This is a genomic window from Nonomuraea sp. NPDC050227, from assembly GCF_044459705.1.
In the GTDB taxonomy this organism is placed as follows: domain Bacteria; phylum Actinomycetota; class Actinomycetes; order Streptosporangiales; family Streptosporangiaceae; genus Nonomuraea.
Genome location: NZ_JBITJF010000005.1, coordinates 50,215 through 73,833, shown reverse-complemented (window position 1 = coordinate 73,833; position 23,619 = coordinate 50,215). Strand labels below are relative to the sequence as shown.

The window sequence follows — 23,619 nt, the reverse complement described above, 5'->3', positions numbered from 1 at the left end:
ATATGCCGGCGAACCACACCATAGGGCCGCCTGGGCGAGCCCCGGAAGCCGGGGCCCGCGCCGGATGGCAAGATCGAAGCCGGCACCGCACAGGAAAGGCGTTCCGTATGGCTCCCAGGATCGCGACCGCCCGCCGCGTCGATCTGCCCGAACTTCTCGACTTCCTCCGCCCCCGGCATCACGGCCTGCTCTCGACGACCCGCGCCGACGGGCGTCCCCAGCTCTCGCCGGTCTCGTGCGGCGTCGACGACGAGGGCCGGATCGTGGTCTCCACCTACCCCGGGCGCGCCAAGGCCGCGAACGCCCGGCGCGACGAGCGCGTCTCGATGTGCGTGCTGTCCGACGACTGGGACGGCCCCTACGTCCAGGTGGACGGGCGAGGCGAGGTGCTGGACATGCCCGAGGCCCTCGACGCCCTGGTGGACTACTACCGGTGCATCGCCGGCGAGCACCCCGACTGGGAGGAGTACCGGCAGGCCATGCGCCGCCAGAACAAGTCGCTGATCCGGATCACGATCGACCGCTGGGGGCCGATCGCGACCGGCGGCTTCCCGGCGAACCTGACCCCCGGCGGCTGAGCGCCCGACCAGGAGCCCGCCGCCAGGAGCGCGCCGCCCGGGGGCCCGCCGCCTCAGCAGGCCACCGCGTCAGCGGGCCAGCACCTCGCGCAGCACATCGGCGAACTCCTTCGGACGGTCGACGAAGCCGGTGTGCTCGCCGGGGAACACCACCGGCGGCGCGCCGAGCAGGTCGGCCAGCGCCTGCGAGGTGCGGTGCGTGAGCAGGCCGCCCGAGTCGGCCCCGACGCCCACGACGACGCGGGCCGGCCCGGCCTTCAGCGCCGCGACGTCGGGCACGTAACGGGTGGTGCCGCGCAGCTCGTGCAGGAAGAAGTGGGCGGCGTCGGCCAGGTCCTGCTCGGGCGACTCGCTCGGCGGCGGGGCCGGGGCGTCCTCGCCCGGCTGGAAGCCCGCGGCGGCCATGAACTTCCCGAACGCCGCCCCCGGGCCCTCCCGGCGGAACGTCTCGATCATGTCGTCCACCTCGGCGCGGCGCCGGGCCACGTCGGGCAGCAGCTCCAGCACGGGCGGCTCGTGCGCGACGAGGGTGCGCACGCGGGTGGGGTGGCGGGTGACCAGGGCGAGGCCGGTGACCGCGCCGCCGCTGCTGCCGAGCACGTCGGCCGACTCGGCGCCGAGCGCGTCCATGATCGCGAGCGCGTCGCCGGCCCGCAGGTCGGGGGTGGAGTCCTGGCCGGGGTCGTCGAGCGTGCTGCCGGCCACGCCGCGCGGGTCGTGGGTGACGACGGTGTGCTCGCCGGCCAGCTCCTCGGCCAGCGGGGCGAAGGGGGCGGCGTCCATCGGCGCGCCCACGAGCAGCAGCAGCGGGCCGCTGCCGCGGACGTGGTAGCGCAGGCGCCCGCCCGGTATGTCGAGAATGTGCGTGGTGCTCATCGGTGTGGGTCCTTCCGCGGAGTCGGGTGTCATCAGGTTGGACCACCGGGGACGGGGGAACTCATCGGTCCGCGGGCTCCCTGTCGCAACGTGCCGATCAGAGCTCCTTGACCTCGTCGAACAGCTCCTCGACGGCCGCGACGATCCGCCGGGTGGCCAAGGAGGCGGTGTCCGGGCCGTCGAACGGGTGCGCCCCGTCCTCGGCGACGCCCTCGACGGTGGCGAGGTGGGCCCCCGGATGGCAGACGACGTCCGGCTCGGGCAGGTTGGCCAGCAGGAACTCGCCCTGGCTCGCCCGCGCCTGCGACGGGTGCGCCCCCCGCCGCACCCACCGCAGGCTCCCCGACCGGTCCAGACGGTAGACGCCGGGGCCGTGGGCGGCCGACACGCGTACGGGGGTGTCGCGGGCCAGGCGGACCCGGACGTGGAACGGCCCGCCCGGCCGGGCCGAGCGCAGCAGCGTGCGCTGGTTGAACTCCTGCGCGTCCCCCAGCCAGGTCACCGGCCCGCCGAGCATCACCGACAGGTGGGCCAGCACGAACGGGGGCAGCCCGGCGGCCTGCTGGTTGACCGACGCCACCTCGGTGCCCTCCTGGTGCCGCCACTTGATCGCCGTCAGGTGGACCCGTTCGCCCGGGGTGAGGATGGCCTCCACGCTGAACAGGCCGGCCGCGCCGTACCTGCGCCAGGCCCAGGACGCGATGCGCTCGGCGCACTCGATGAGCAGCGCGGCGGCGGGCGTCGGCCAGGGGCGCGACCAGTCGTCGCCCGTGCTGCGCATCGGCCCGGCGCCCAGCTCGGCGATCCCGGCCGAGGTGTGGGCGGGGCGGTCGGCGTACACCCGGACGCCGCCGTCGCGGTCGGGCACGCTGAGCACCGCGATCGTGCACGGCCAGCCCGGCACGTACGCCGCCACCCGGTACGGCCCGAGCAGCCGGGCCGCGCGCGGCATGTCCTCCTCGCCCGCGACGACCACGGTGCCGTGCCGGTCCGCCCGCCGGCCCGCCTGCACCACGACCCGCTCGGTGCCGACCGCGCGCCGCAGCTCGGCCAGTCCGGGCAGCCGCTCGACGTGCACGCAGGGGACGCGGGCCACCGCCGGCACGCCGGCCGCCCGCAGCAGGTCGTCCAGCAGGTGCTTGGCCTCGATCGCGGCCCGCACGTCGGCGTCGATGGCCGCGACCACCCCGCCGGGGCCGGCCAGCTCGCGCAGGCGGGCGTTGTCGTACCAGGTGAAGACGACCGGCGGACGGTCCAGCTTGAGCAGGTGCCGGGCGGCCTCGTGCCGGACGCGGGGCAGCCAGGCGTGCCGCTCGGCGACCGACCGGGTCCTGGTGCGCTCCTCGGCGGCGACGACCATGCCGGGCAGCGCCGGGTCCCACGCCGGGTAGCAGCCGATGCTCAGCGCCGGGCGCAGCACCTCGACCGGGGCCGGGCCGGTGTAGCCGGTGCGCAGCGCGGTGCTGAACCGTTCGACGCAGACCAGCGGGCGGCCCGCCAGCGCGGCCGTCAGCTCCTCCTGCGCCGCCTCCTCCAGGCCGGTCTCGTGCCGGCCCGCGCCGTGCAGCCCGTCCATCAGCCCCTCCCTCGCCGTCCTCCGTACGGGGCCGTCCCGCGAGGGGCACGGCCCGCACTCTTGACGGTGAGCCACGTCCGGCGCACCGTCGAGGCCACAGTGATGTGAAGCGATGTGAAGATGAGATGCCGCCCCGCCGTACCCACCCAGTCGTCAACCGGGCGCTGGCGGCGTTGATCGAGCAGGCGGGCTGGACCCACGCGGCCACCGCGCGGCACGTCAACGCCGTCGCCGCCGAGAGTGGCGAGCGCGTGCACTACGACCGCTCGGCGGTCGGCCACTGGCTGACCGGCACCATCCCGCGCCCCGAGGCGGTGCGCGCGGCGGTCGAGGCGTTCCGCCGCCGCCTGGGCCGGCCCGGCCTGCGCCCGGCGCATCTGGGCTGGCCGGAGCCGGGCGGGTCGCCGTCCGCCGACGATCCCTGGCGCGGCGACCCGGTCGCCCGGCTCGCCGTGCTGGGCGAGGACGACCTGCTCAATCGGCGCACGTTCACCCTGGCCGCGTTGTCCGGCTTATCGGGCTTATCGGTCCTGGCCGCGCGGCGGGCGGGCGGCCGCGCGGCGGCCCGCCGGGCCGGCGCGGGCGACGTCGAACGGATCCGCGCCACCACCCGCGCCTTCGCCGACCTGGACGACCGCTACGGCGGCGGCCACGCCCGCGCCGCGGTCGCCGCCTACCTGTCCCGCGAGGTCACGCCCCTGCTGCACGGCACGACCGGCCGCCGCAGGCCCGACCTGTTCGCCGCCGCCGCCGAGCTGAGCTACCTGGCCGCCTACATGGCCATGGACGCCGGCGCCCACGCCCTGGCCCAGCGCTACTACATCAGCAGCGTGCGTCTCGCCGACGAGGCCGCCGACCTGCTGCTGCGCGCCACCGCCCTGCGCAGCATGGCCGTCCAGGCCGCCGAGCTGGGCCACGACGGCGAGGCGCTGGCCCTGGCCGAGGCTGCCGCGTCCGCGCTGGCCGGGCACGGTCCCGCCCGCACCCAGGCGTGGATCACCGGCATGCGCGCCGAGACCCACGCCGCCGCCGGCACCCGCTGGGACGCGCTCAGCCTGCTCAGCCGTACCGAGACCCAGCTCGAACGCGCCGACTCCGTCCCCGAGTCGGAGTGGACGGGCAACTACCGGCGCGAGTCCCTGGAGCACCAGATCGGCCTGACCCTCACCCAGCTCGGCGACCACGCCACCGCCGCCCGCCACTTCGCCGCGTCCATGCGGGGCAGACGGCCGGTCGAGCTGCGCACCCGTGCCCTGATCGGGCTGCGGGCCGCCCACTCCCTTCTCCGCGCGGGGGAGGTGGACCAGGCGGCGGCCACCGTCCTCGACCTGAGCGACGACATCCGGCTGATCTCCTCGGCCCGGGTCCGGGAGGAGCTGCGCGGCCTGCGCGCCGCCTGGCAACCCCACCGCGGCAATCCCCTGGTCAGCCGCGCGGACCGCTCGGTCGCGGGCTGACCCCATGGCACCGTCGTCCAGCCGGCCCGGTCGCCGGGCCGGGCTCTAGGATCGCGGCGTGATCAGGAACGCGTACTGCTCCTTCTGCGGCGCCGCCTTCGCCCCCGGCCAGCCCTGGCCCCGCACCTGCGCGGCCTGCGGGAACACCAGCTACCTCAACCCGCTGCCGGTCGCGGTGACGCTGCTGCCCGTCGACGACGGCCTGCTCGTCGTACGCCGGGACGTCGAGCCGCGCCGCGGTCGGCTCGCCCTCCCCGGCGGGTTCATCGACCTGGGGGAGTCCTGGCAGCAGGCGGCCGTGCGCGAGCTGCGCGAGGAGACGGGCGTGGTGGCCGAGGCCGCCGACGTCACGCTCTTCGACGTGGTCAGCGCCCCGGACGGAACCGTGCTGATCTTCGGGCTCGGCCCGCGCGTCACCGCGTCCGCGCTGCCGCCGATGGAGGCCACGGACGAGACGAGCGAGTGGCTGGTCATCGACGGGCCCGCCGAGCTGGCGTTCCCCGCCCACACCCGGGCGGCGGCCGCCTACTTCGCGGGACGGGCCCGTCGCGGCCAGGAGTGAGCGGGCCGGAGTGAGCGGGGTGGGCGGCCGGTGGGTCAGCCCAGGTCGAGGCCCGGGTAGAGCGGGTGGGCGGCCAGCAGCTCGGCCGCCGCGGCGCGGGTCTTCTCGGCGGTGCTCTGCGGCAGGTCGTACTTCGCCTTGGAGGTGGCCGACGGCGTGGTGTCGGTCAGCACGCCGACGATCAGCTCGGCGACCTGGTCGAACTCCGGCGTGCCGAACCCGCGCGAGGTGAGCGCCGGGGTGCCGACCCGGATGCCCGAGGTGTACCAGGCACCGTTGGGGTCGCGCGGGATCGCGTTGCGGTTGGTGACGATCCCGGCGTCGAGCAGCGCCGACTCCGCCTGCCGGCCGGTCAGCCCGTACGTGGACACGTCGAGCAGCACCAGGTGGTTGTCGGTGCCGCCGGTGACCAGCCGTACGCCGCGCCGCGCCAGGCCCTCGGCCAAGGCGACCGCGTTGCCGGCCACCGCCCGCGCGTAGTCGGCGAACTCGGACTGCCGCGCCTCGGCCAGGGCGACGGCCTTGGCCGCCATCACGTTGCCGAGCGGGCCGCCCAGCACCATCGGGCAGCCCCGGTCGATCGAGTCGGCGTACTCCCGTTGGCACAGCACCAGGCCGCCGCGCGGCCCGCGCAGCGACTTGTGCGTGGTGGTCGTCGTGACGTGCGCGTACGGCACCGGGTCGTGCACGCCGGTGAACACCTTGCCCGCGACCAGCCCGGCGAAGTGCGCCATGTCCACCATCAGGACCGCGCCCACCTCGTCGGCGATCTCCCGCATGCGGGCGAAGTCGATGCGCCGCGGGTAGGCCGAGTACCCGGCGATCAGCACCAGCGGGCGGAACTCGCGGGCGGTCGCGCGCAGCGCGTCGTAGTCGAGCAGGCCGCTCTCCGGGTCGGTGCCGTAGGAGCGCTGGTGGAACATCTTGCCCGAGATGTTGGGACGGAAGCCGTGGGTCAGGTGACCGCCCGCGTCCAGCGACATGCCGAGGGCCCGCTGGTCGCCCAGGGCCTTGCGCAGGGTCTCCCAGTCGTCCTCCGACAGGTCGTTGACGTGCCGCGCGCCGGCGGCGGCCAGGGCCGGGGCCTCGACCCGGTGGGCCAGAATGCCCCAGAACGCCACCAGGTTGGCGTCGATGCCCGAATGGGGCTGGACGTAGGCGTGCTCGGCGCCGAACAGGGCCTTGGCGTGGTCGGCCGCCAGCTGCTCGACGGTGTCGATGTTCTGGCAACCGGCGTAGAAGCGGTGGCCGATCGTGCCTTCCGCGTACTTGTCGGACAGCCACGTGCCCATCGTGAGCAGGACGGCCGGGGAGGCGTAGTTCTCGCTCGCGATGAGCTTCAGCGAGGCGCGCTGGTCGGCCAGCTCGGCGCGGATCGCGCCGGCCACGCCGGGCTCCACGGCGGCGATCACGTCGAGCGCGTTGCGGTAGGCGGCCGACACGGTGGCCGCGTCGTGGGCGCCGTAGGAATGGGGGTGCTCTTCAGCCATGACTTCTCCCGAGCCGTCGAAGTGAGGGCACCCAGGCGCGCGGCGACGTCCAGGACCGCTCCCCGGTGGTCAGTCCCACCTTACGATCACGCCGGTCACGATCCGAGGCTTGACACCACGGTCATCGGCCGGAGCCGCGCGACGAGGGAGGCGCTTGAGTCTCCACCAGGGGGAGACGCCAAGGTGGAGCCATGGACGGCGGCACCCTCTACACGATCGGCGACCTGGCGCGGCGGACCGGACTGCCGGTCAGGACCATCAGGTTCTACTCCGACCGCGGGATCGTGCCGCCGGTGGAACGCAGCCCGGCCGGCTACCGCCTCTACGACGCCGCCGCCGCGGCCCGCCTCGACCTCGTCCGCACGCTGCGCGACCTCGGAGTCGACCTGGTCACGGTCCGCAAGGTCGTGGATCGGGAGCTGACGCTCGCGCAGGTCGCGGCGGCGCACGCCGAGGCCCTGGCGGTGCGGATCCGCACGCTGCGGATGCGGCGCGCGGTGCTGACGGCGGTGGCCCGGCGCGGCTCGGGGCCCGAGGAGATGGAGCTCATGCACAGACTCGCAGGACTGTCGGAGGACGAACGCCGCCGCCTGGTCGGCGACTTCCTGGACGCCGCCGTCCCGGACGCCGGGCCGGGACTGGCGGGGATGCGGGTCTCGCTGACCCCCGAACTGCCGGACGACGCCGAGCCGGAGCAGGTGGAGGCGTGGCTGGAACTGGCCGAACTGATGGCGGACCCGTCCTTCCGCGCGAGGCTGCACGACCTGACCACCGACCACGCCACCGACCATGCCGCGGGCCATGGGGAAGGGGTGCCGCGGGACGCCGTGTCGGTGGGCGTGTGGGCGGCGGGGAAGGCGCTGGCGGTGGGCGTGGATCCCGCCGCGCCCGAGTCCGCGCCGGTCGTGGCGGCGGTCGCCGGCGAGTACGCACGCCTCCTGGGCCGTCCCGACGACGCCGGCCTCCGGCTGCGACTGCTGGCCAGGCTGACGGCGGCGAACGACCCCCGCAGGGAGCGCTACCTCCGCCTGCTCGCCGTGATCAACGCCTGGCCGCCCCCGGCCCCGTCGGCCCCGGCCTTCGACTGGCTCGACACGGCCCTGCGCACCCACCCGGCCCCCTGAACCCAGGCCCGGAAGACACCACCGGACGGGGCTCAGCCGCGGGCGGGGGCCTCGGCGGTGGTGGGGCCGGTCTCGGGCAGGCCCCGGGTCAGCAGGCGGGCGCCGATGCCGAGCAGCGCGCTGACGACCAGCGTGACGCCCATCGGCAGCCCGGTGTCCGCGCCGCCCAGGCCGACCAGCGGCGAGACCAGCGCCCCGAGCGCGAACTGCAACGCGCCCATCACGGCCGCCGCCGTGCCGGTCGCGTACGGCGCCCGCCCCACCGTCAGCGCCGCCGCGTTCCCCATGATCAGCGTGAACGAGCTGACCAGCGCGAACAGCACCGGCAGCACCACCACCGCGGCCACCCCCGCCCCCAGCAGCACCAGCAGCACGGCCGACAGCCCCAGCACGACCCCCTGCCCGGTCCGCAGCAGCCCCTCCGGGCTGAACCGGCGCACCAGGCGCGCCGCGGCCAGGCCGGTCAGCGTCATGCCCAGCGCGTTGGCCGCGAACGTCACGGTGTAGGCGGGGGTGGACAGGCCCAGGACGTTCTGCACGACGAAGGGCGAGGCCGAGATGTACCCCATCAGCCCCGCGAAGCCGAACGCGAAGGAGAAGGCGTAACCGAGATAGCCCCGGTCGGCGAACAGCCGCCGCACGGTCCGCCCGGTGGCGGCCAGGCCGCCCGCGTGCCGGCGTCCGGGCGGCAGCGTCTCGGGCACGACGAGCGCCGAACCGAGCAGCATCACCGCCGAGATCCCGGCCATCACCCAGAACTCCGCGCGCCACCCGGCGGGCGACAGCGCGCCGCCGATCAGCGGGGCCACGACGGGCGCGACGCCGACCACCGAGGCCAGCAGCGAGAAGATCCGCGCCGCCGCCCGGCCGGACGTCAGGTCGGCCGCCACCGCGCGGCCGATGACGATGCCCGCCGACCCGGCGAACCCGTGCACGAAACGCAGGGCGACGAGCGTCCGGATGTCCGGCGCCAGCGCGCACAGGACGCAGGCGGCCAGGGCCGCGGCGGTGGCCAGCAGGATCGGCCGGCGGCGGCCGAACCGGTCGGACAGCGGCCCGATGACGAGCTGCCCCAGCGCCAGCCCGGTGAGGAACGCGGTCAGCGTGAGCTGCACGCCGGCCGCGCCCGTCCCCAGGTCGGCCGCCAGGTCGGTGAACACGGGCAGGTACATGTCGGTGGCCAGCGGCGCCACCGCCGACAGCAGGCCGAGCACGACCAGCAGCGGCCCGGACACCCCGGTCCTGGTCACGAGACACGCCCCGGCGGGCGGTGACGGTGGCGGTGGGGAGTGGCGAACTCCATGGTCATGATCTCCAAGACGGCCGCGCGGCTAGAGACCTAGGATGTTCCGTGATCCGGCCACGGCTAACCGCGCCAGCGGCACCCGAGCGCGAGACGTCACCGCAGGTCCACCCGCCGGCGGAGCCCGGGTGGCCCGCGTCGCCGAGACAGGAGCACCGCATGACCGCCCGGCTGCCCGCCCTTCCCCCGGAAGACCTGGACGACGCCCAGACCGAGGTCTACCGCGCCATCACCGGCGGCCCCCGGGCGGCGGGCCCTCAGCTCTTCCCCCTCGCCGACGAGCGGGGACGGCTGCGCGGCCCGTTCAACGCCATGCTGCTGAGCCCGCCGGTCGGCGGCGCGCTCCAGGCGCTGGGCGCGGCGGTGCGCTACGGCTCGGTGCTGCCGGACCGGGCCAGGGAGCTGGCGATCCTCGTGGTCGCCGCCCACTGGGGCAGCGACACCGAACGCGACGCGCACGAGGCGGTGGGCCGGTCCTGCGGCCTGACCGAGACCGAGCTGACCGCGGTGCGCGAGGGACGTCCGCCCGGCCTGGCCGACCCGGCCGAACGCGCCGCCGTCCTCGCCGCCCGCGAGCTGACCCGGACGGGGACGCTGGCCGAGGAGGACTACCGGGCGGTCACGGCGGCGCTCGGCGAGCGCGGCCTGTTCGAGCTGACCACCCTGGTCGGCTACTACGCCACGCTGGCCCTCCAGCTACGCGTCTTCGCGGGCGAGCTCCCCCCGGAGCGCCGCGAGCGCTGAACGGCGGCGCGCACCGGCCCTCGTCCTTCCCGGGTCACGTGCTGGATGGCGGGGACGGGAGCTGCGGCGGGTCGAGGCGGTGGCCCAGCCCGCCGACGAGCCGGGTGACCATCGCGCTGCGGGCGGCGAACAACCGGCTGCGCGGCTCCAGCCGCACCCCGAACTGCTTCTTCGTCTCGTACGCCGCGCCGCCGAGCCGCAGCCTGCGCGCGCCCGAGCCGACGGCGGCCCGTACGCACGCCGTGAGCAGCGCGTGGTAGACGGCGGTGCCCTCGGTGAGGGCGTAGTCGCGTCCGATCCACCGGGCGACCAGCTCGTCGCCGTCGCGCAGCAGGGCGACGCAGCCGGCCGGCGCGCCGTCGCGGCGGGCGGCCAGGACGGTCAGGTCCGCGCCCAGGGCGCCGGCGGCCTCGGTGAACAGGCCCGGCCGGTAGAAGACGTGCGGCCCGTGGCGGAGGTCCACCGCGGCCACCATCGGGCCCAGCCGGTCCAGCAGCCGGTCCGGCTCCCCGCCCGGCCCGGCCGTCAGCGGCCGGACCTCGATGCCCTCCCGCGCGGCCCGGCGCTGCGTGCGCCGGATCTCGGCCCGCCTCTTGCGTGGCAGATGGTCCAGGTACGCCTCGTACGACGGCCACGTCAGGTCCAGCAGCGTCTCCGGCAACCAGCCCAGGCGGCTGTAGCCCGGCTGCCCGGCGGCGTACGGCAGGTGGTCGACGACGCAGAACAGCAGCCGCTCGCGCCTGACCAGCGACCGCACCGCCCGCAGCAGCACCCGCCGCTGCGGCCCCTCACCGCCCAGCAGCCCGGACGTCGCCGTCATCGGCGCCTGGACCTGGAGGAACGGCCACCTCCTGGTCAGCCGCCCGAACCGGGACTCCAGCACCGGGTTGTGCAGCCGGTGCTCCAGCGCGCACACCGCCGCGGCCACGAGCCCGCCGTCCTTGCGGACCAGCAGGTAGCGCGGCCGGTGCCCGGACAGGACGCGTTCGGCCAGGGCCAGCCAGTGATGCCGCACGAACGGCACGCCGTCGGCGAGCGCGTCCCACTCCCCGGCCCCGACCTCGCCGATGGAGGCCGCCACCTCAACGCTGTACATCGCCCGCCCGCCCTGCGGTCAGCACCCGCCACAGGACGGGCCGGGGCGGGTGCGGCCGCAGGGACCTCGCGCCGCTCATCGGTCCGCCTCCCGGCCGGCCCGGTCGTCCGTCCGGCGTTTGCGGGCCCAGAACGGGCCGAGGGCCAGCGCGTCCGCGCCGGTCCTGAGATAGCAGGCGACGGCGTCCTCGGGCGTGCACACGATCGGCTCGTCGTCGTCCCGGAAGGAGGCGCCGGCCAGCATCGGCACGCCGGTCAGCGCCTCGAAGCGGGTGATCAGGGAGTGGAAGAGCGGGTTGGCGGCCCGGCTCACCGTCTGCACGCGGGCGCTGCCGTCCACGTGCGTGATCGCGGGCACCTCGCCGCGGCGGTGGTCCAGCACGTCGAACCCGAGCAGCATGACCGGCGAGGGATGCCCCCCGGCGAAGTAGTCCGCGGACCGCTCGGCCAGGCACGACGGCGCGAGCGGCAGGAACGGCTCCCGGCGCCTGACCCGTTCGTTCATGCGCGCGGCGGACGTGGGGTCGCGCGGGTCGGCCAGCAGCGAGCGGTTGCCCAGGCCGCGCGGCCCGCACTCCGTCCGGCCCTGGAACCAGCCCACGATCAGGCCGTCGGCGATGCGGGCGGCGGCGTGCCCGGCGATGTCGTCCGGCCGCCGGTAGTCCACGCCCGCGTCGCGCAGCGCCTTCTCCATGCGCTCCTCGGTGAAGCCGGGCCCGGCGAACACGTGACCGCCCGCCGGGCGGGGCCGGCCGTACCGGCCGACGCTCACCTCCAGCGCCGCGCCGAGCGAGGCGGCGGCGGGCTGGGCGAACAGCTCCTCGAAGCCGGACTCGGCCAGCAGGCGGCCGTTCAGCATGGGGTTCATCGCGGTCTCGCCGGCCACCGCGAGCCGGGTCGCCCCGGTCGTCTCGCGCAGCCATCGGGCCAGGTGCAGCCCGGCCCGCTCAAGGGTGGCCTGGAGCGCGAAGGCGACGTCCACGGCGTGCTGGGTGAGCATCTTCCCGGCGGGCGGGGGCGGCGGGCCGAAGGCGTCGAGGAACCTCGCCGAGACGGTGTGCCGCCCGCCGCCCGCGTGCGGCTCGAACCAGCTCAGGTCCAGCTCGTGGCCGCCGTACGGGGTCAGGCGCAGCAGGTCGGCGAAGGGCTGGACGTAGGTGTCGCCGCCGTAGGCCGCCAGCGCCATCACCTTGTCCTCGTCCAGGCCGGGACGGAAGCCGAGGTAGCCGGTGACCGCCGCGTACAGGGCGCCCAGCGAGTGGGGCTGACCGACGTGCCGCAGGTGCCTGATCCGGTCCCCGTCGGCGACGGCCAGGCAGGTGCCGGTCCCGTCCATCGTGAGCACGGCGGCGGAGTCGAACGGGCTCACGTGGAAGGCGCCGGCCGCGTACGCGCGGTGGTGTTCCACCTGGTGCACCCCGAACCCGGCCGGGCCGGTGTGCCCGGCGGCCTCCCTGACCTCCCAGCCGGGCGGGGAGCCCGTCCGCTGCCCGTGGAAGGCCACGTGGTCCACCTCGTCCAGCCCGATCCCCGCCTGTTCCAGGCAGTAGGCGACCGCCCGGCGGGGGAACCGGCCGTCGTGCCGGACGCGGGTGAGCCGCTCCTCCTCGGCGAACGCCACGATCTCGCCGTCGCGCACCAGCGCCGCCGCGGAGTCGTGCGCCCGGGAGATGCCCATCACGTACATGTCGTCACTCCGAGTTCCGCGAGATCAGCATCCGGCGCATCACATGGGCCTTCACGGGCACCCCGAGGGCCAGCGCCACCAGGCCCCCGGCCGCCCCCGACCACGGCACGACGACGACCGCCAGCGAGGCGGTGGCCACCAGCCCGGCGAACGCGCCCGCCGACGTCACGGCGAGCACGTCGTTGTTCGTGTTCTCCACCAGGTAGGCCGCGTACATCACGGTCAGGAACAGCGCCGGCACGACGAGGACCAGCCCGGCCAGGACCACCGGCGACGCCGCGAGCCCGTCCGGAGCCCACCGGAGCAGGGCCGCGCAGGCGACGGCGACGGCGCCTCCCGCCCACCCGGCCCGGCCCAGGAGATGTGCCGCCCGCGCACGCCCGGCCCGTCCGGCGAGCCCGCGCAGCCGCCGCGAGGTCGCCGGCTGCGCGACCCGCAGCAGGTAGATGACGAGCTGGCAGACCGCGACCGCCGGCAGCAGCGCGAGATACAGCACGCCGCTCTGCCCCGCCCGCCCCGAGGCGCCGAGCACCAGGTACACGACCGCGAAGCAGAGCGCGTCGCACAGGTCGGCCGCCCCCAGCAGCCAGGCGGCCCGCGACAGGGGACGCAGCAACGCCCGCCGCCCATGACCGGCAGGCGGGCGCAGCCAGTCGCGGGGGAGCGCCGCCAGCGCCCCGCAGGTCACCGCGACCGTCCCGGCCAGGACGAGCAGCAGGTGCGTCTGCGGCGGCCAGCCGGTCCACAGGGTGGCGGCGGTGACGGCGAGCACCACGCCGCCGCTGGCCACGAAGGCCATCGTGTCCAGCACGGGCCGGCCGCGTACGCGGTGCAGCCCGGAGACCGTCATCAGCAGGCCCGTGCAGGCCGACCACGCCCCGGCCGCGAGACAGAGGGCCGCCGTCGACAGCGGCGCGATCACCGCCACGGGAACGAGCACCGCCAGCAGCACCGCGACCGGCGCGGCGGACATGGCCACCGTCAGCCTGGCCACCGCAGGGCCGGTCCGCCTGACCCGCGCCAGCGTCTTCAGCGCGGCCTTCTCCGGCGCGTCCGCGACCAGGAGCAGCCATCCGCACAGCCCGAGCGCGGTGGCGTAGTGGCCGAACGTCGCCCCGTCCCACACGGCCGCCGGCGCCGCCGCGGCGACCTGCGTACCGGCCCGGAACGCGCCCCGCCCCGCCAGCAGCCGCAGCACCGCCGCCGGCCGGAGGCGGGAGGCGGCATGGGCGTCGGCACTGGTCTGGGTCAACGTGGTCCCCCGTGGGTCGCCTGACGGCGTGGTGGCGTTCGTGCGCCGGGTCAGAGCGTCCGCCGTGCGGCCGGAATACCGGCCGGGGGGCCCAAAACAGATCAATCAGTGGACGCCGGCGGTGGTCAGGCGGCGCCGGAGCGTTGTGCGGCCTGGTAGACGGCCATGGCCTCGTTGCCGAAGAAGGGGCCGAACATGAAGTCGGGGGCGAAGTCGTACTTGAAGCTGTTGACGGAGTTCAGCCAGCCGAGGCCGCTGGAGGTGTCGAACCCCTCGAACCACGGTCCGCCGCTCGACCCGCCGGTCATCGCGCAGCGCAGCCCCTGGTCGCGGGTCCTGACCGGGTCCTTGAACACCCGTCCGCTGCAGAACACCAGGTCGGAGCCGTCGAAGGGGGCGGCGGCCGGGTAGCCGAAGGAGAACATCTGCCGTCCGGTGGGCTGGTTGAAGGCCACCCCCTGGCCGCCGACGACGTCGGTGAGCGTGCGTCCCTGTAAGGGCGCGACCACGGCGGCGGCGACGTCGAAGTTGATGTCCTCGTTGGTGTTCCACTGCTGGGTGGTCAGCAGCCGGGTGGCCACCCACGTGCCGAACGGGCGGCGGCCGTCGTCGAAGCCGGGGACGAACACCCAGTTGCGGTGGGCGGCGCCGTTCATCTTGACGCAGTGGCCCGCGGTCATCACGACGCTCTGGTTGGCGCTGGTCACCGCGGTGCCCGAGCAGGAGGCCGTACGCCCCTCGGCGGTGGTGAAGAAGACCCGGCCGACCGTGCGGGCGACGCCGCCCCCGTCCGCCCACGCCTGGCCCGGACTGTCCTGCGCGGGCGCCGCCCGGCGGGCCGCCGCCGCCGTGCTCCCGGCGAGCGAGGAGGCCGCCGCGCCGGTCCGGGAGCCGGTCCAGGAGGACGTCGTGATCCGGCGGCTGCCCGCGACGCCGCGCGTGGCCCAGGGCGTGCCCTGCGTCGGCCCGCCGGAGGACGTCCCGCGGCGCGGCGTGGGCGCGGAGAGCGGCCTGGCCGCCCGCATGCGCTCCGGCGTCCAGTACTCCATGACGGTCCTGCGCTGCGACGACGAACCGGCCCCCGACCAGCCCACGGGGCCGCGGTCCAGGGCGGTCCCGGCCTGCGCGGGGACCGGCGCGCCCGCCACGGCGAGCGCGACGACGGCGAGCAGGGCGACTCTGCGGTGCATGACGTACCTCCGAAACCGGAACCGGGATCTGCCGTCAGGAGGTACGCGCGCCGCCCCCGCGCGGGCTCAAGCCATGCGGAATCGGGTATGGCGCGGCCGGATTACACACCCGGTTACACACTCTGGACCATGCCGCCCGGCCGCCCGGCTTCCTAGCCTGGGGGCCATGACTGGTTGGACGGAGACGGTCCTGCTGCGGGCGGCCGCTCTCGGCCCGCGGGTGGCGGTCGCCGAGGCCGCGAGCGGCGCCACGCTCACGTACGGCACGCTCGCCGTCCGCGCCCGCCAGGCCGCCCAGGGCCTGCGGCGGCGCGGCCTGCGCCCCGGCGACCCGGTGGTCGTGCTGCTGCGCGGCGGTTGCCATCTGCCCGTCGCCGGGTACGCCGTGCTCGCCGCGGGCGGCGTGGTGGTGTCCATCCCCGGCGGACCGGCCGCCACCGGCGCCCGCATCATGATCACCGACCGGGACGACGCCGACGCCATCGCCCAGGAGGCCGACATCCGGCAGGTCTACTCCTTCACCGGCGTCCCCGGCACGGCCGGCTTCGACAGCCTGCTCGGCGCCGACGGCCCGATCGAGCCCACCGCCCGGCTCACCACCGCCCGCAAGGTGGGCGCCGCCGACGTCGTCCTGGTCGCCGGGGCCGACCTGCGGGCCTACGACATGGTGCTCGGGGCGGGCGCGCGGCTGGTCGCGGCGCACGAGCCCGACCCCGCCGAGTGCCGCCGGATCATCACCGAGCACGACGTCACCCTGCTGATCGACGCGCGGCTGCGGGTCGTCCCGGTCCGCGCCGCCGGTCCCGCGCTTGGGGCAAACCTCTGACAGCTCGTGAGGGCGGTGTCACACTGGGTGCCAATCCTGGGGTCCAGACACATGAGGATCATGGTGACGTTGCTCAGACACAACCTTCCCGCCGAGCCCGACAGGTTCATCGGGCGGGAACGGGATCTGGAGGAGTTGTGCGGGCTGGTCGGTGAGGTCAGGCTGCTGACGCTCAGCGGCGTCGGAGGCACCGGCAAGACCCGGTGCGCGCTGCAGATCGCCGCCCGGCTGGTCCCGTCCTTCCCCGACGGGGTCTGGCTGGCCGAGCTGTCCAGGCTGACCAGGGCCGACCTGCTGGTCCACGAGATCACCAAGGTGCTGGGCGTGCACGAGGAGGGCGTGCGGCCGCTGCTCGACACGCTGGTCGACTTCCTGCGCGGCAAGAAGCCGCTGCTCGTCCTGGACAACTGCGAGCACCTGGTCGAGGCGTGCGCCGAGCTGGCCGAGCGGCTGCTGACCTCCTGCGAGGACCTGCGGCTGCTGGTGACCAGCCGGGAGCCGCTGAAGATCCCCGGCGAGCTGGTGTGGCGGGTGCCGCCGCTGGCGCTGCCCGGCCCGGCGGAGGCGGCCGAGGAGGTCGAGCGGGTCGAGTCCGTGCAGCTCTTCCTCGACCGGGCGCGGTCGGCCGGGTCGGGGCTCGCGGTCACCGGCGCCAACGCCGGCGACATCGCCCGGCTCTGCCACGCCCTCGACGGCCTGCCGCTGGCCCTGGAGCTGGCCGCGGCCAGGACCGCCGCGATGTCGCCCGGCCAGATCTCGGCCCGGGTCAACGACCGGTTCCAGCTGCTGACGGCGAGCGGCCGCACCGCGCCGGCCCGGCAGCGCACCCTGCTGGCCACCCTCGAATGGAGCCACGACCTGCTCTCCCCGCAGGAGCAGGTGCTCTTCCGGCGGCTCGCGGTGTTCAGCGGGCCGTTCACCCTCGACCTGGCCGAGTCCGTCTGCGCGGGGCCGAGCCTGGCCGCCGCCCAGGTCCTCGACGTGCTCAGCGGCCTGGTCGACAAGTCGCTCGTGCTGTTCGACCAGGGCAGCTCGTGCTACCGGCTGCTGGAGTCGGCCCGCCAGTTCGCCGCCGGGAAGCTGGAGTCGGCCGGCGAGACCCGGCAGCTGCGCGACCGGCTGCTCCACGGCCTGGCCGACCTCGCCCACCACCACGGCCGCGACGTGTGGGCCACGCCCGGCCTGACCTGGCCGCAGCGCTACGCCCGGCTGCTCGCGCTCCAGGACCTGCTGGGCAACGCCCGCGAGGCCCTGTCCTGGGCCGTCCGGTCCGGCCTGGCCGAGCCCGGTCTGCGGCTCGCGTGCGGCTACATGCCGCTGTGGGCCGGGTTCGGCGAGCTGACCGAGGGCCGCCGCTGGTACGAGAGCCTGCTCGCGCTGCCCGCCGCCCGCCCGCTCCGCGACCTGTCCGCCGAGGCCCTGCTCCACCACGCCAACCTGGCCTACGAGCAGCAGGACGCCGCCGCCTGCGGCGAGTCGGCCGCCCGCGCCCTTGAGCTGCGCCGGGCGACCGGCGACGACTTCATGCTGGCCTTCACCCTCGTGATCGCCGGCATGTACGAAGGCACCAAAGGCGATCTCGCGCTGGCCGCCGAGCGCGGCGAGGAGGCCCTGCAACTGGCCCTGCGCGTCGGCAACGGCCTGATCGAGGCGTCGGCGCGGCTGCTGCTGTCCGGGGTGGCCGCCTTCCAGGGCCTCCGGCGCGAGTCGCTGACCAGGGGCGAGGAGGCCATCGAGGTCTACTCCCGCTTCGGCCACCTGTGGGGGGTCACCCGGGCCCACCTGGAGCTGGGCCGCTTCGCCGACTTCCTCGGCGACCTCGACAGCGCCCGCCGCCACCTGGAGGAGTGCGCCGAGCTGGCCGAGGAGATGGCGGCCAAGCCCGTCCTCGCCACCAGTCTCGGCCTGCTCGGCGCGGTCCTGGCCCGCCAGGGCGACGCGGAGCGGGCCAGGGCGCGGCTGGCCAGGTGCGTGACGCTGAGCCGGTCCATGGGGCAGCGCCTGCCGATCATCTCCGCGCTGGTCGCGCTGGCCGTCCTGGCCGAGAAGCAGCACGACCTGGAGACCGCCGTACGCCTCTGGGCCGCGGCCAAGGCCATGGAGGAGCGGCTCGGGCTGCCCGTCTGGACGTCCGCCACGCCCGAGCCGCTGCTCGCCCGCGCCCGCGCGGAGGCCGGCGAGGGGCAGGTCCAGCTCTGGTGGACGATGGGCGGCGGCATGACGGAGGAGGAGGCCCTGCGCTACGGCCTGCGGGGCGAGCGGCCGGCCCAGGGCGCGCCGCGGCCCGCGGCGGGCAGTGGCGCGGGGGCTGCGTCGGGCCCGGCGTCGGTGCTCACGCCGCGCGAGCGGGAGATCGTCGTGCTGATCAGCCGGGGGCTGTCCAACCGGGCCATCGGCGAGGAGCTGTTCATCAGCCCGGCCACGGCCGCCCGGCACGTCGCCAACATCCTGCTCAAGCTCAACTTCGGCTCGCGCACGCAGGTCGCCGCCTGGGCCGCGGAGCACGGCGTCCTCCACTGATCCCGCCGAGGCCGATCCCGGCGAGCCTGCGGCGGGGCCGGTCATCGGCCCGCGGCCACCTCGGCGGGCCGGGCCGGCGGCGGATCCAGGACCGCGGTGAACAGGTCGCCGGCCCGTTCCCGGAACCGTTCGGCGGCCGGCTCGTCGCCGGTGCGGCGGTGGGCGCGTCCCAGCGTCAGAAGGGCCCGCGCCTCGCCCAGCTTGTAGCCGCTGCCGGCGTGGACGCGGGCCGCGCGGGCGGCGTAGGAGATGGCCAGGCCCGGGTCGCCGGCCGCCAGCGCCGCCTCCGCGCCCGCCGCCAGCGCCGCGCCCTGCACCAGCACCGCGCCCGCCTTCCTGGCCAGCGCCAGCCCCGCCAGCGTGTCGCGCATGGCGGTCGCGTGCTCGTCCAGACGGGTACGCGCCACGGCCAGCCCCACGAGCGCGTCCGCCTGGCCCACGGCGGCGCCGATGCCGCGGGCCCGCTCCAGCGCGGCGCTCAGCTGCCCGACGGCGGCCCCGGGATCGGTCTGGCAGCGGATCCGGCCGAGCCCGAGCAGGGCGTCCAGCTCCAGCTTGGGATCGCCGACCGCCAGCGCCCGCCGCAGCGCCTCCTCGGCGTAGCCGAGCGCGTCGGCCCGCCGGCCCGCGTCCAGGTGCACGTCGGCCAGTTCCCTGCACAGGTCGGCCTGGGACCGTTCGCCGATCGCGGCGCCGAGCCCGCGCGCCGCCGTCAGGCACCGGACGGCCTCGCCCAGCCGGCCGGTCAGCCGGAGCACGTTGCCGAGGCTGGCCAGCGCGGCGGCCTCGGTCGCCGGCAGCCCGCGGTCGCGGCAGAGCGACACCGCCTCGCTCAGGCGCTCCTCGGCGGCGTCGAGTCGGCCCATCTGGGTCAGCGCCAGCCCGAGGTCGACGAGCGGCGCGGCCCCCACCCGCGAGGAGCGCCGCGAGCCGTCCACGGCCAGGGCCAGCAGCCGCCGGGCCGCGCCGAGCCTGCCCTGCTGGAGGTGGACCACGCCGAGCGCGGCCAGCGCCGCGAGCTTCCCCTCCGGCCAGCCCGCCAGCTCGGCCGCCGTGAACGCCCCGCGCAGCTCCGCGACCGCCTCGGTCAGCTCGGCCGCCCGCCAGCGGGTGGCGGCCAGGCAGTGCCCGACGGCCGCCTGGCCCAGGTGGTCGCCGGCCGCGCGGGCGGCCTGCCGGGCGTCCCGCAGCACGTCCGTCCAGCCGGGCTGGCCGCCGGTCAGGTCGAGGTAGCCGTTCATGGCGTCGATGAGCCGCCAGGCGTACGGGTGGTCGGGGGCGTTCCGTACGGCGGCGACGAGGTTGGCGCGTTCGGCGTCCAGCCAGGCCAGCGCGGCGGCGGCGGCGGGAAAGGCGGCCGGGCGGCCGGAGCCGTCGGCGGGGGCGCGCAGCAGGTGGGGGTAGGCGACGTCGCCGGCCTCCCGGACCATCCGCAGGTACCAGGCCATCAGCGCGTCCAGGGCGCGGGCCCGTCCCGGCGCGGACTCCTCGGCCAGCACGCGTTCGCGGGCGTACTCCCGCATCAGGTCGTGGAAGGTGTAGCGGCCCGGCTCCGGCTCCTCGACCAGGTGCGCGGCGGCGAGCCCGGACAGCAGCCGGTCGGCCTCCGCGGACACGGTCCCGGCCAGCGCCCCGGCCGCCCCCGCGGTGAACGTGGGCCCGGGGACGAGCGCCAGCAGCCGGAACAGCCGCCGCGCCGCCGGATCCAGGCGGTGATAGGACAGGTCGAACGCGCCGCGCACGGCCGCGTGCGGATCTCCGGTGACCGCCAAAGCCGATAATCGGGTGCCGGTGAGCCGGCGCACCTGACCGGCGATGCCGCCGACGGCGTCCCCGCCCGGCCGGCCGAGGATGCCCGCGGCGGCGATGCGCAGCGCCAGCGGCAGCCGGCCGCACGCCCTGGCCAGGTCGAGCGCCGCGTCCCGCTCGGCGGCCAGCCGTTCGCCGCCGAGGATCCCGCCGAACAGCGTGACCGCCTCGCCGGTGGACAACACGCCGAGCGGGACGGGGATCGCGCCGTCCCGGGCGACCAGGCCGTCCAGGCGGTCCCTGCTGGTGATCACGGTGGCGCAGCGGCGTCCGCCCGGCAGCAGCGGGCGGACCTGCTCCTCGCTGCCGGCGTTGTCCAGCACCACCAGCACCCGCCGGTCGGCCAGCAGGCTGCGGTAGGCCGCGCTGGCCTCCTCCACCGTGCCGGGCACGCGCTCGGCGGGCAGGCCCAGCCCGCGCAGGAACCGGCCGAGCGCCTCGATCGGCAGCAGCGGCCGCTCGGCCGAGTGGCCGCGCAGGTCCACGTAGAGCTGGCCGTCGGGGAAGCGGTGGCGGTTGCGGTGGGCCCAGTGCAGGGCCAGGGCCGTCTTGCCGGACCCGCCCGCGCCGGTCAGCACCGAGATCGCCGTACCGCCGGCGGCCGGGTCGCCGCCGCCCGCGAGCGCGTCGCGGCCGGTCGCGAGCGGGTCGCCGCCCGTCGCGAGCGGGTCGTCGCCGCTCGCGAGCGCGTTGCCGCCGGTCACGGGCGGGGCGCTGTCCTTCGCGGGCGAGGCGCCGTCTTTCGTGGGTGGGTCGCCGCCGGGCGTGAGCAGGTCGAGCAGCCGGAGCTGGGCGGTCCGGCCGGTGAACTGGCCGGGGCCGGGCGGCAGTTGCGCGGGCGTCACCGTTTCCCGGGAATCGGCCGGCCTGATCGGCGGAACGTTCCCGCGCAGGATGCGCTGGTGCAGTTGCCGCAGCTCGGGGCCGGGGTCGAGGCCCAGCTCCTCGGTGAGGCGGCGGCGGGTGCGCTCGTACCGCTCCAGCGCGTCCACGCGGCGGCCGGCCCGGCACAGCGCCAGCATGAGCAGGCCGACCAGCCCCTCGCGGAACGGGTGCTCGGCGACCAGCGCGATCAGCTCCGGCACCAGCACGGCCGCCCGGCCCGCCCGGACCTCGGCGTCCAGGCACTCCTCGACGGCGCCGAGGCGTTCCTCGGCGAGCGCGTCGCGCAGCCGGTCCAGCAGCTCGCCGCCGGAGACGCCGGTCAGCGGCTCGCCGCGCCACAGGGTCAGGGCGCGGCGCAGCCCGGTGGCCTGCCGTTCGGCCGTCTCGCCGGCGCGCGCCCGGGTGACCGCCGTCCGGAACTCGTGCACGTCCACCTGCCCGGGGTCCAGGCCGAGCTGGTAGCCGCGCGGGCGGTAGGCGATGGTGACGCCGGCCGCGGCCAGGAGGGGACGCAGCCGGGAGACGTACCCCTGCACCAGGTTGCGCGCCCCGGCCGGAGGCCGTTCGCCCCACAGGCCCTCGATCAGCCGGTTCACCGAGACGAGCCGGCCCGCGTCCAGCGCGAGCAGGGCCAGCGCCGCGCGCTGCCGGGGCGGCCCGAGCGGGATCTCCTGGCGCCCCCGCCAGGCGCGCACCGCCCCCAGGAGCCCGATCTTCAGTACGTCCGCCAGACCCGCCCGTGCTGTTTCGTCTGACATATCGCATTTCCCCTTTGCCACGTCGCAGGCCGCCATACAGGAGACATGACAGGCAGTACAGCCGAAATCCTGACGCCATCAAGCCCCCGTGCAGCGCCCTGCTGCACTCTGAACGCGATCTCGCTTGGGTTCGCTCCACATTCGCTTGACACGGGCTGACAGACGCGCCGACGCGCGGCCGGCCCCGTCGCGTCGCCCCGGGGAAGAGGCAGCGTTGTCCGAACCGCACCACGACGTTCTCCAGGAGTTCGCCCGCACGGCCGGGCTCCATCCGGGCCGTCCGGCCCTGGTCCACGACGGTCGCACCGTCACCTACGCCGAGCTGGCCGTCTGGGTCCGCGCCATTGCCCGGCGGCTCGGGCCCGGTCCCGGGGCGGTGGGCGTGCTGACGTCCCGCACGCCGGGGACCGTGGCCGCGCTGCTCGGCACGCTGGCGGCGGGCGGCGCGTACGTGCCCGTCGACCCGGCGCACCCGCGGGCCCGCCGGCAGGCGATGCTGGCGGCGGCCGGCTGCCGCACGCTGGTCGCGTCCGGGCCGGACGCATGGGCCCCGGACGGCGTACAGGTGATCGAGCCGCCCGATCACGGCGACTTCGGCGGCAGCTCTGACGACGACCCCGACCACTCCGGCGGCGACCCCGGCGGCGGCCTCGACGGCGGCGCGGCGGGTGAGCCGCCGGTCGTCGCGGGGGACGCGCCCGCGTACGTCCTGTTCACCTCCGGTTCGACCGGTGCGCCCAAGCCCGTGGTGACGCCCAGGCGGGCGATCTCCGTCGTGACGGGGGCACTGCGCGAGCTGTTCGGCATCACCCCGGCCGACCGGGTGCTCCAGTTCGCCTCGCTGAACTGGGACACCTGTCTGGAGGAGATCCTGCCCGCCCTGACCGGCGGGGCGGCGCTGGTCTTCCACGACGGCGCGCACTCGGGCTCGTTCCGCCGGATGTTGCGCGCGGTCGCCGACGAGCGGATCAGCGTGCTGGACCTGCCCACGGCGTTCTGGCACGAGCTGGTACGGCACCTGGCCGACGAAGAGGCCGCGCTGCCTCCGTGCGTCCGGCTGGTGATCATCGGAGGCGAGGCCGTCAGCCCGTCGCGCCTGGCCGACTGGCGGGCCCTGGACACCGGCGGCGTCCGCCTGCTCAACACCTACGGATGCACGGAGACCACGCTCATCACGCACGCCATCGACCTGCACGGCCCGATGACCGACGGGGTCGCGGGTGAGCGGGCGCCGACGGATCCGCCTGGCTCGACGGCGGGGGAGCGGGCGCCGGGGGCGGGGGAGCGGGTGCCGATCGGGTGGGCGCTTGCGCACGTCGAGCAGCGGGTGAGTGCGGAGGACGAGTTGCTGGTCGGCGGGCCGGCACTGGCGCTGGGCTACCTGGGCCTGCCGGAGGCGACCGCCGCGCGCTTCGTCACCCCCGAGGCGGGCGGCGGGCGGTTCTTCCGCACCGGGGACCGGGTCACCGTGACCGGCGGCGGGGCGCTCGTCCACGAGGGACGGCTCGACCACGAGCTCAAGATCCGGGGCATCCGGGTGGACCCGGCCGAGGTCGAGGCGCACATCGCCGGCCATCCGGGCGTGAGCGCGGTCGCGGTGGCGGGCGTCACGGTCGCCGATCACACCACCCTCGCCGCCTACGTCGTCCCCCGCCCGCAGCCCCGCCGGGACGTCGAGCACCCGAAACCCGTCCAGGACGCCCAGGACCCGCAGCCCGGCCGGGACGTCGAGGGCGGGCTGGCCGGCGAGGTGCGGGAGTACCTGCGGGGCCGGGTGCCGGGCCACCTGGTGCCCAGCCGGATCACCGTCGTGCCCGAACTGGCCTACACCACCAGCGGCAAGGTCGACCGCGCCGGTTCGCACCGGCGCTACACCACCAACTGAAG

The 23,619-nt window shown here is 76.1% G+C and carries 17 protein-coding genes and 1 riboswitch; of the genes, 8 read left to right on the top strand and 9 right to left on the bottom strand.

The window, feature by feature from the left end:
* Positions 1-107: 107 nt before the first annotated feature.
* Positions 108-578: a PPOX class F420-dependent oxidoreductase gene (locus ACIBK9_RS20680; protein WP_364336894.1), complete on the top strand. Its 471-nt coding sequence runs from the start codon at positions 108-110 to the stop codon at positions 576-578.
* Between the two features lie 69 nt (positions 579-647).
* Here the strand turns inward: ACIBK9_RS20680 and ACIBK9_RS20675 are convergent, their stop codons facing one another.
* Together ACIBK9_RS20675 and ACIBK9_RS20670 are read right to left on the bottom strand one after the other, a co-directional pair.
* Positions 648-1,454, bottom strand: coding sequence for an alpha/beta fold hydrolase (locus tag ACIBK9_RS20675; RefSeq protein WP_397160286.1), 807 nt, complete (start codon positions 1,452-1,454; stop codon positions 648-650).
* Positions 1,455-1,551: 97 nt separating this feature from the next.
* On the bottom strand, positions 1,552-3,030 hold the full coding sequence (locus ACIBK9_RS20670) for a hypothetical protein (RefSeq protein WP_397160284.1): 1,479 nt from the start codon (positions 3,028-3,030) through the stop codon (positions 1,552-1,554).
* A 125-nt stretch (positions 3,031-3,155) separates the two neighbouring features.
* Here ACIBK9_RS20670 and ACIBK9_RS20665 point away from each other — a divergent pair, with 125 nt between their 5' ends.
* Positions 3,156-4,487, top strand: a complete 1,332-nt coding sequence (locus tag ACIBK9_RS20665; RefSeq protein WP_397160282.1) for a hypothetical protein — start codon at positions 3,156-3,158, stop codon at positions 4,485-4,487.
* Positions 4,488-4,545: 58 nt separating this feature from the next.
* The gene (locus ACIBK9_RS20660; protein ID WP_397160280.1) at positions 4,546-5,049 is read left to right on the top strand and encodes an NUDIX domain-containing protein; all 504 of its coding nucleotides are present in this window, start codon (positions 4,546-4,548) and stop codon (positions 5,047-5,049) included.
* 35 nt (positions 5,050-5,084) lie between these two features.
* Here ACIBK9_RS20660 and ACIBK9_RS20655 read toward each other — a convergent pair whose 3' ends face one another.
* Positions 5,085-6,539 carry a glycine hydroxymethyltransferase gene (locus tag ACIBK9_RS20655; RefSeq protein ID WP_397160278.1) on the bottom strand — a complete coding sequence of 485 codons (1,455 nt, stop codon included), beginning with the start codon at positions 6,537-6,539 and terminating at the stop codon, positions 5,085-5,087.
* A gap of 22 nt (positions 6,540-6,561) precedes the next feature.
* A riboswitch (ZMP/ZTP riboswitch) is annotated at positions 6,562-6,648 on the bottom strand.
* Positions 6,649-6,730: 82 nt separating this feature from the next.
* On the opposite strand from ACIBK9_RS20655, the gene ACIBK9_RS20650 reads away from it, so the two are divergent.
* Positions 6,731-7,663 (top strand): MerR family transcriptional regulator, encoded by a 933-nt coding sequence (locus ACIBK9_RS20650; protein ID WP_397160276.1) that lies wholly within the window; start codon positions 6,731-6,733, stop codon positions 7,661-7,663.
* A gap of 32 nt (positions 7,664-7,695) precedes the next feature.
* Here ACIBK9_RS20650 and ACIBK9_RS20645 read toward each other — a convergent pair whose 3' ends face one another.
* Complete coding sequence (locus ACIBK9_RS20645; RefSeq protein ID WP_358292625.1) at positions 7,696-8,913, bottom strand: multidrug effflux MFS transporter; 1,218 nt, start codon at positions 8,911-8,913, stop codon at positions 7,696-7,698.
* A 212-nt stretch (positions 8,914-9,125) separates the two neighbouring features.
* Between ACIBK9_RS20645 and ACIBK9_RS20640 the strand changes: the two genes are divergently transcribed.
* Positions 9,126-9,710 carry a carboxymuconolactone decarboxylase family protein gene (locus ACIBK9_RS20640; protein WP_397160274.1) on the top strand — a complete coding sequence of 195 codons (585 nt, stop codon included), beginning with the start codon at positions 9,126-9,128 and terminating at the stop codon, positions 9,708-9,710.
* Positions 9,711-9,744: 34 nt separating this feature from the next.
* Here ACIBK9_RS20640 and ACIBK9_RS20635 read toward each other — a convergent pair whose 3' ends face one another.
* The 4 genes from ACIBK9_RS20635 to ACIBK9_RS20620 form a co-directional block, all read right to left on the bottom strand.
* On the bottom strand, positions 9,745-10,806 hold the full coding sequence (locus ACIBK9_RS20635) for a GNAT family N-acetyltransferase (protein ID WP_397160272.1): 1,062 nt from the start codon (positions 10,804-10,806) through the stop codon (positions 9,745-9,747).
* Positions 10,807-10,881: 75 nt separating this feature from the next.
* Positions 10,882-12,492 carry a carbamoyltransferase gene (locus ACIBK9_RS20630; RefSeq protein WP_397160270.1) on the bottom strand — a complete coding sequence of 537 codons (1,611 nt, stop codon included), beginning with the start codon at positions 12,490-12,492 and terminating at the stop codon, positions 10,882-10,884.
* 4 nt (positions 12,493-12,496) lie between these two features.
* The gene (locus tag ACIBK9_RS20625; protein WP_397160268.1) at positions 12,497-13,744 is read right to left on the bottom strand and encodes a hypothetical protein; all 1,248 of its coding nucleotides are present in this window, start codon (positions 13,742-13,744) and stop codon (positions 12,497-12,499) included.
* Between the two features lie 125 nt (positions 13,745-13,869).
* The gene (locus ACIBK9_RS20620; protein WP_397160266.1) at positions 13,870-14,934 is read right to left on the bottom strand and encodes a trypsin-like serine peptidase; all 1,065 of its coding nucleotides are present in this window, start codon (positions 14,932-14,934) and stop codon (positions 13,870-13,872) included.
* A 166-nt stretch (positions 14,935-15,100) separates the two neighbouring features.
* On the opposite strand from ACIBK9_RS20620, the gene ACIBK9_RS20615 reads away from it, so the two are divergent.
* Together ACIBK9_RS20615 and ACIBK9_RS20610 are read left to right on the top strand one after the other, a co-directional pair.
* The gene (locus tag ACIBK9_RS20615; RefSeq protein WP_358292645.1) at positions 15,101-15,760 is read left to right on the top strand and encodes an AMP-binding protein; all 660 of its coding nucleotides are present in this window, start codon (positions 15,101-15,103) and stop codon (positions 15,758-15,760) included.
* A 69-nt stretch (positions 15,761-15,829) separates the two neighbouring features.
* Positions 15,830-18,280, top strand: a complete 2,451-nt coding sequence (locus ACIBK9_RS20610; protein ID WP_397160264.1) for an ATP-binding protein — start codon at positions 15,830-15,832, stop codon at positions 18,278-18,280.
* A 41-nt stretch (positions 18,281-18,321) separates the two neighbouring features.
* On the opposite strand, the gene ACIBK9_RS20605 is transcribed toward ACIBK9_RS20610, so the two are convergent.
* Positions 18,322-21,732, bottom strand: a complete 3,411-nt coding sequence (locus tag ACIBK9_RS20605) for an AfsR/SARP family transcriptional regulator (RefSeq protein WP_397160262.1) — start codon at positions 21,730-21,732, stop codon at positions 18,322-18,324.
* 214 nt (positions 21,733-21,946) lie between these two features.
* On the opposite strand from ACIBK9_RS20605, the gene ACIBK9_RS20600 reads away from it, so the two are divergent.
* Positions 21,947-23,617 carry an AMP-binding protein gene (locus ACIBK9_RS20600; RefSeq protein ID WP_397160260.1) on the top strand — a complete coding sequence of 557 codons (1,671 nt, stop codon included), beginning with the start codon at positions 21,947-21,949 and terminating at the stop codon, positions 23,615-23,617.
* The last annotated feature ends 2 nt before the right edge of the window (positions 23,618-23,619 follow it).

Bases quoted from the DNA above. Each gene is read 5' to 3' on its own strand.
- ACIBK9_RS20675 (WP_397160286.1), bottom strand. From the start codon at position 1,454: ATGAGCACCACGCACATTCTCGACATACCGGGCGGGCGCCTGCGCTAC.
- ACIBK9_RS20615 (WP_358292645.1), top strand. From the start codon at position 15,101: ATGACTGGTTGGACGGAGACGGTCCTGCTGCGGGCGGCCGCTCTCGGC.
- ACIBK9_RS20640 (WP_397160274.1), top strand. From the start codon at position 9,126: ATGACCGCCCGGCTGCCCGCCCTTCCCCCGGAAGACCTGGACGACGCC.
- ACIBK9_RS20680 (WP_364336894.1), top strand. From the start codon at position 108: ATGGCTCCCAGGATCGCGACCGCCCGCCGCGTCGATCTGCCCGAACTT.
- ACIBK9_RS20635 (WP_397160272.1), bottom strand. From the start codon at position 10,806: ATGTACAGCGTTGAGGTGGCGGCCTCCATCGGCGAGGTCGGGGCCGGG.
- ACIBK9_RS20620 (WP_397160266.1), bottom strand. From the start codon at position 14,934: ATGCACCGCAGAGTCGCCCTGCTCGCCGTCGTCGCGCTCGCCGTGGCG.
- ACIBK9_RS20630 (WP_397160270.1), bottom strand. From the start codon at position 12,492: ATGTACGTGATGGGCATCTCCCGGGCGCACGACTCCGCGGCGGCGCTG.
- ACIBK9_RS20665 (WP_397160282.1), top strand. From the start codon at position 3,156: ATGCCGCCCCGCCGTACCCACCCAGTCGTCAACCGGGCGCTGGCGGCG.
- ACIBK9_RS20650 (WP_397160276.1), top strand. From the start codon at position 6,731: ATGGACGGCGGCACCCTCTACACGATCGGCGACCTGGCGCGGCGGACC.
- ACIBK9_RS20655 (WP_397160278.1), bottom strand. From the start codon at position 6,539: ATGGCTGAAGAGCACCCCCATTCCTACGGCGCCCACGACGCGGCCACC.
- ACIBK9_RS20670 (WP_397160284.1), bottom strand. From the start codon at position 3,030: ATGGACGGGCTGCACGGCGCGGGCCGGCACGAGACCGGCCTGGAGGAG.
- ACIBK9_RS20605 (WP_397160262.1), bottom strand. From the start codon at position 21,732: ATGTCAGACGAAACAGCACGGGCGGGTCTGGCGGACGTACTGAAGATC.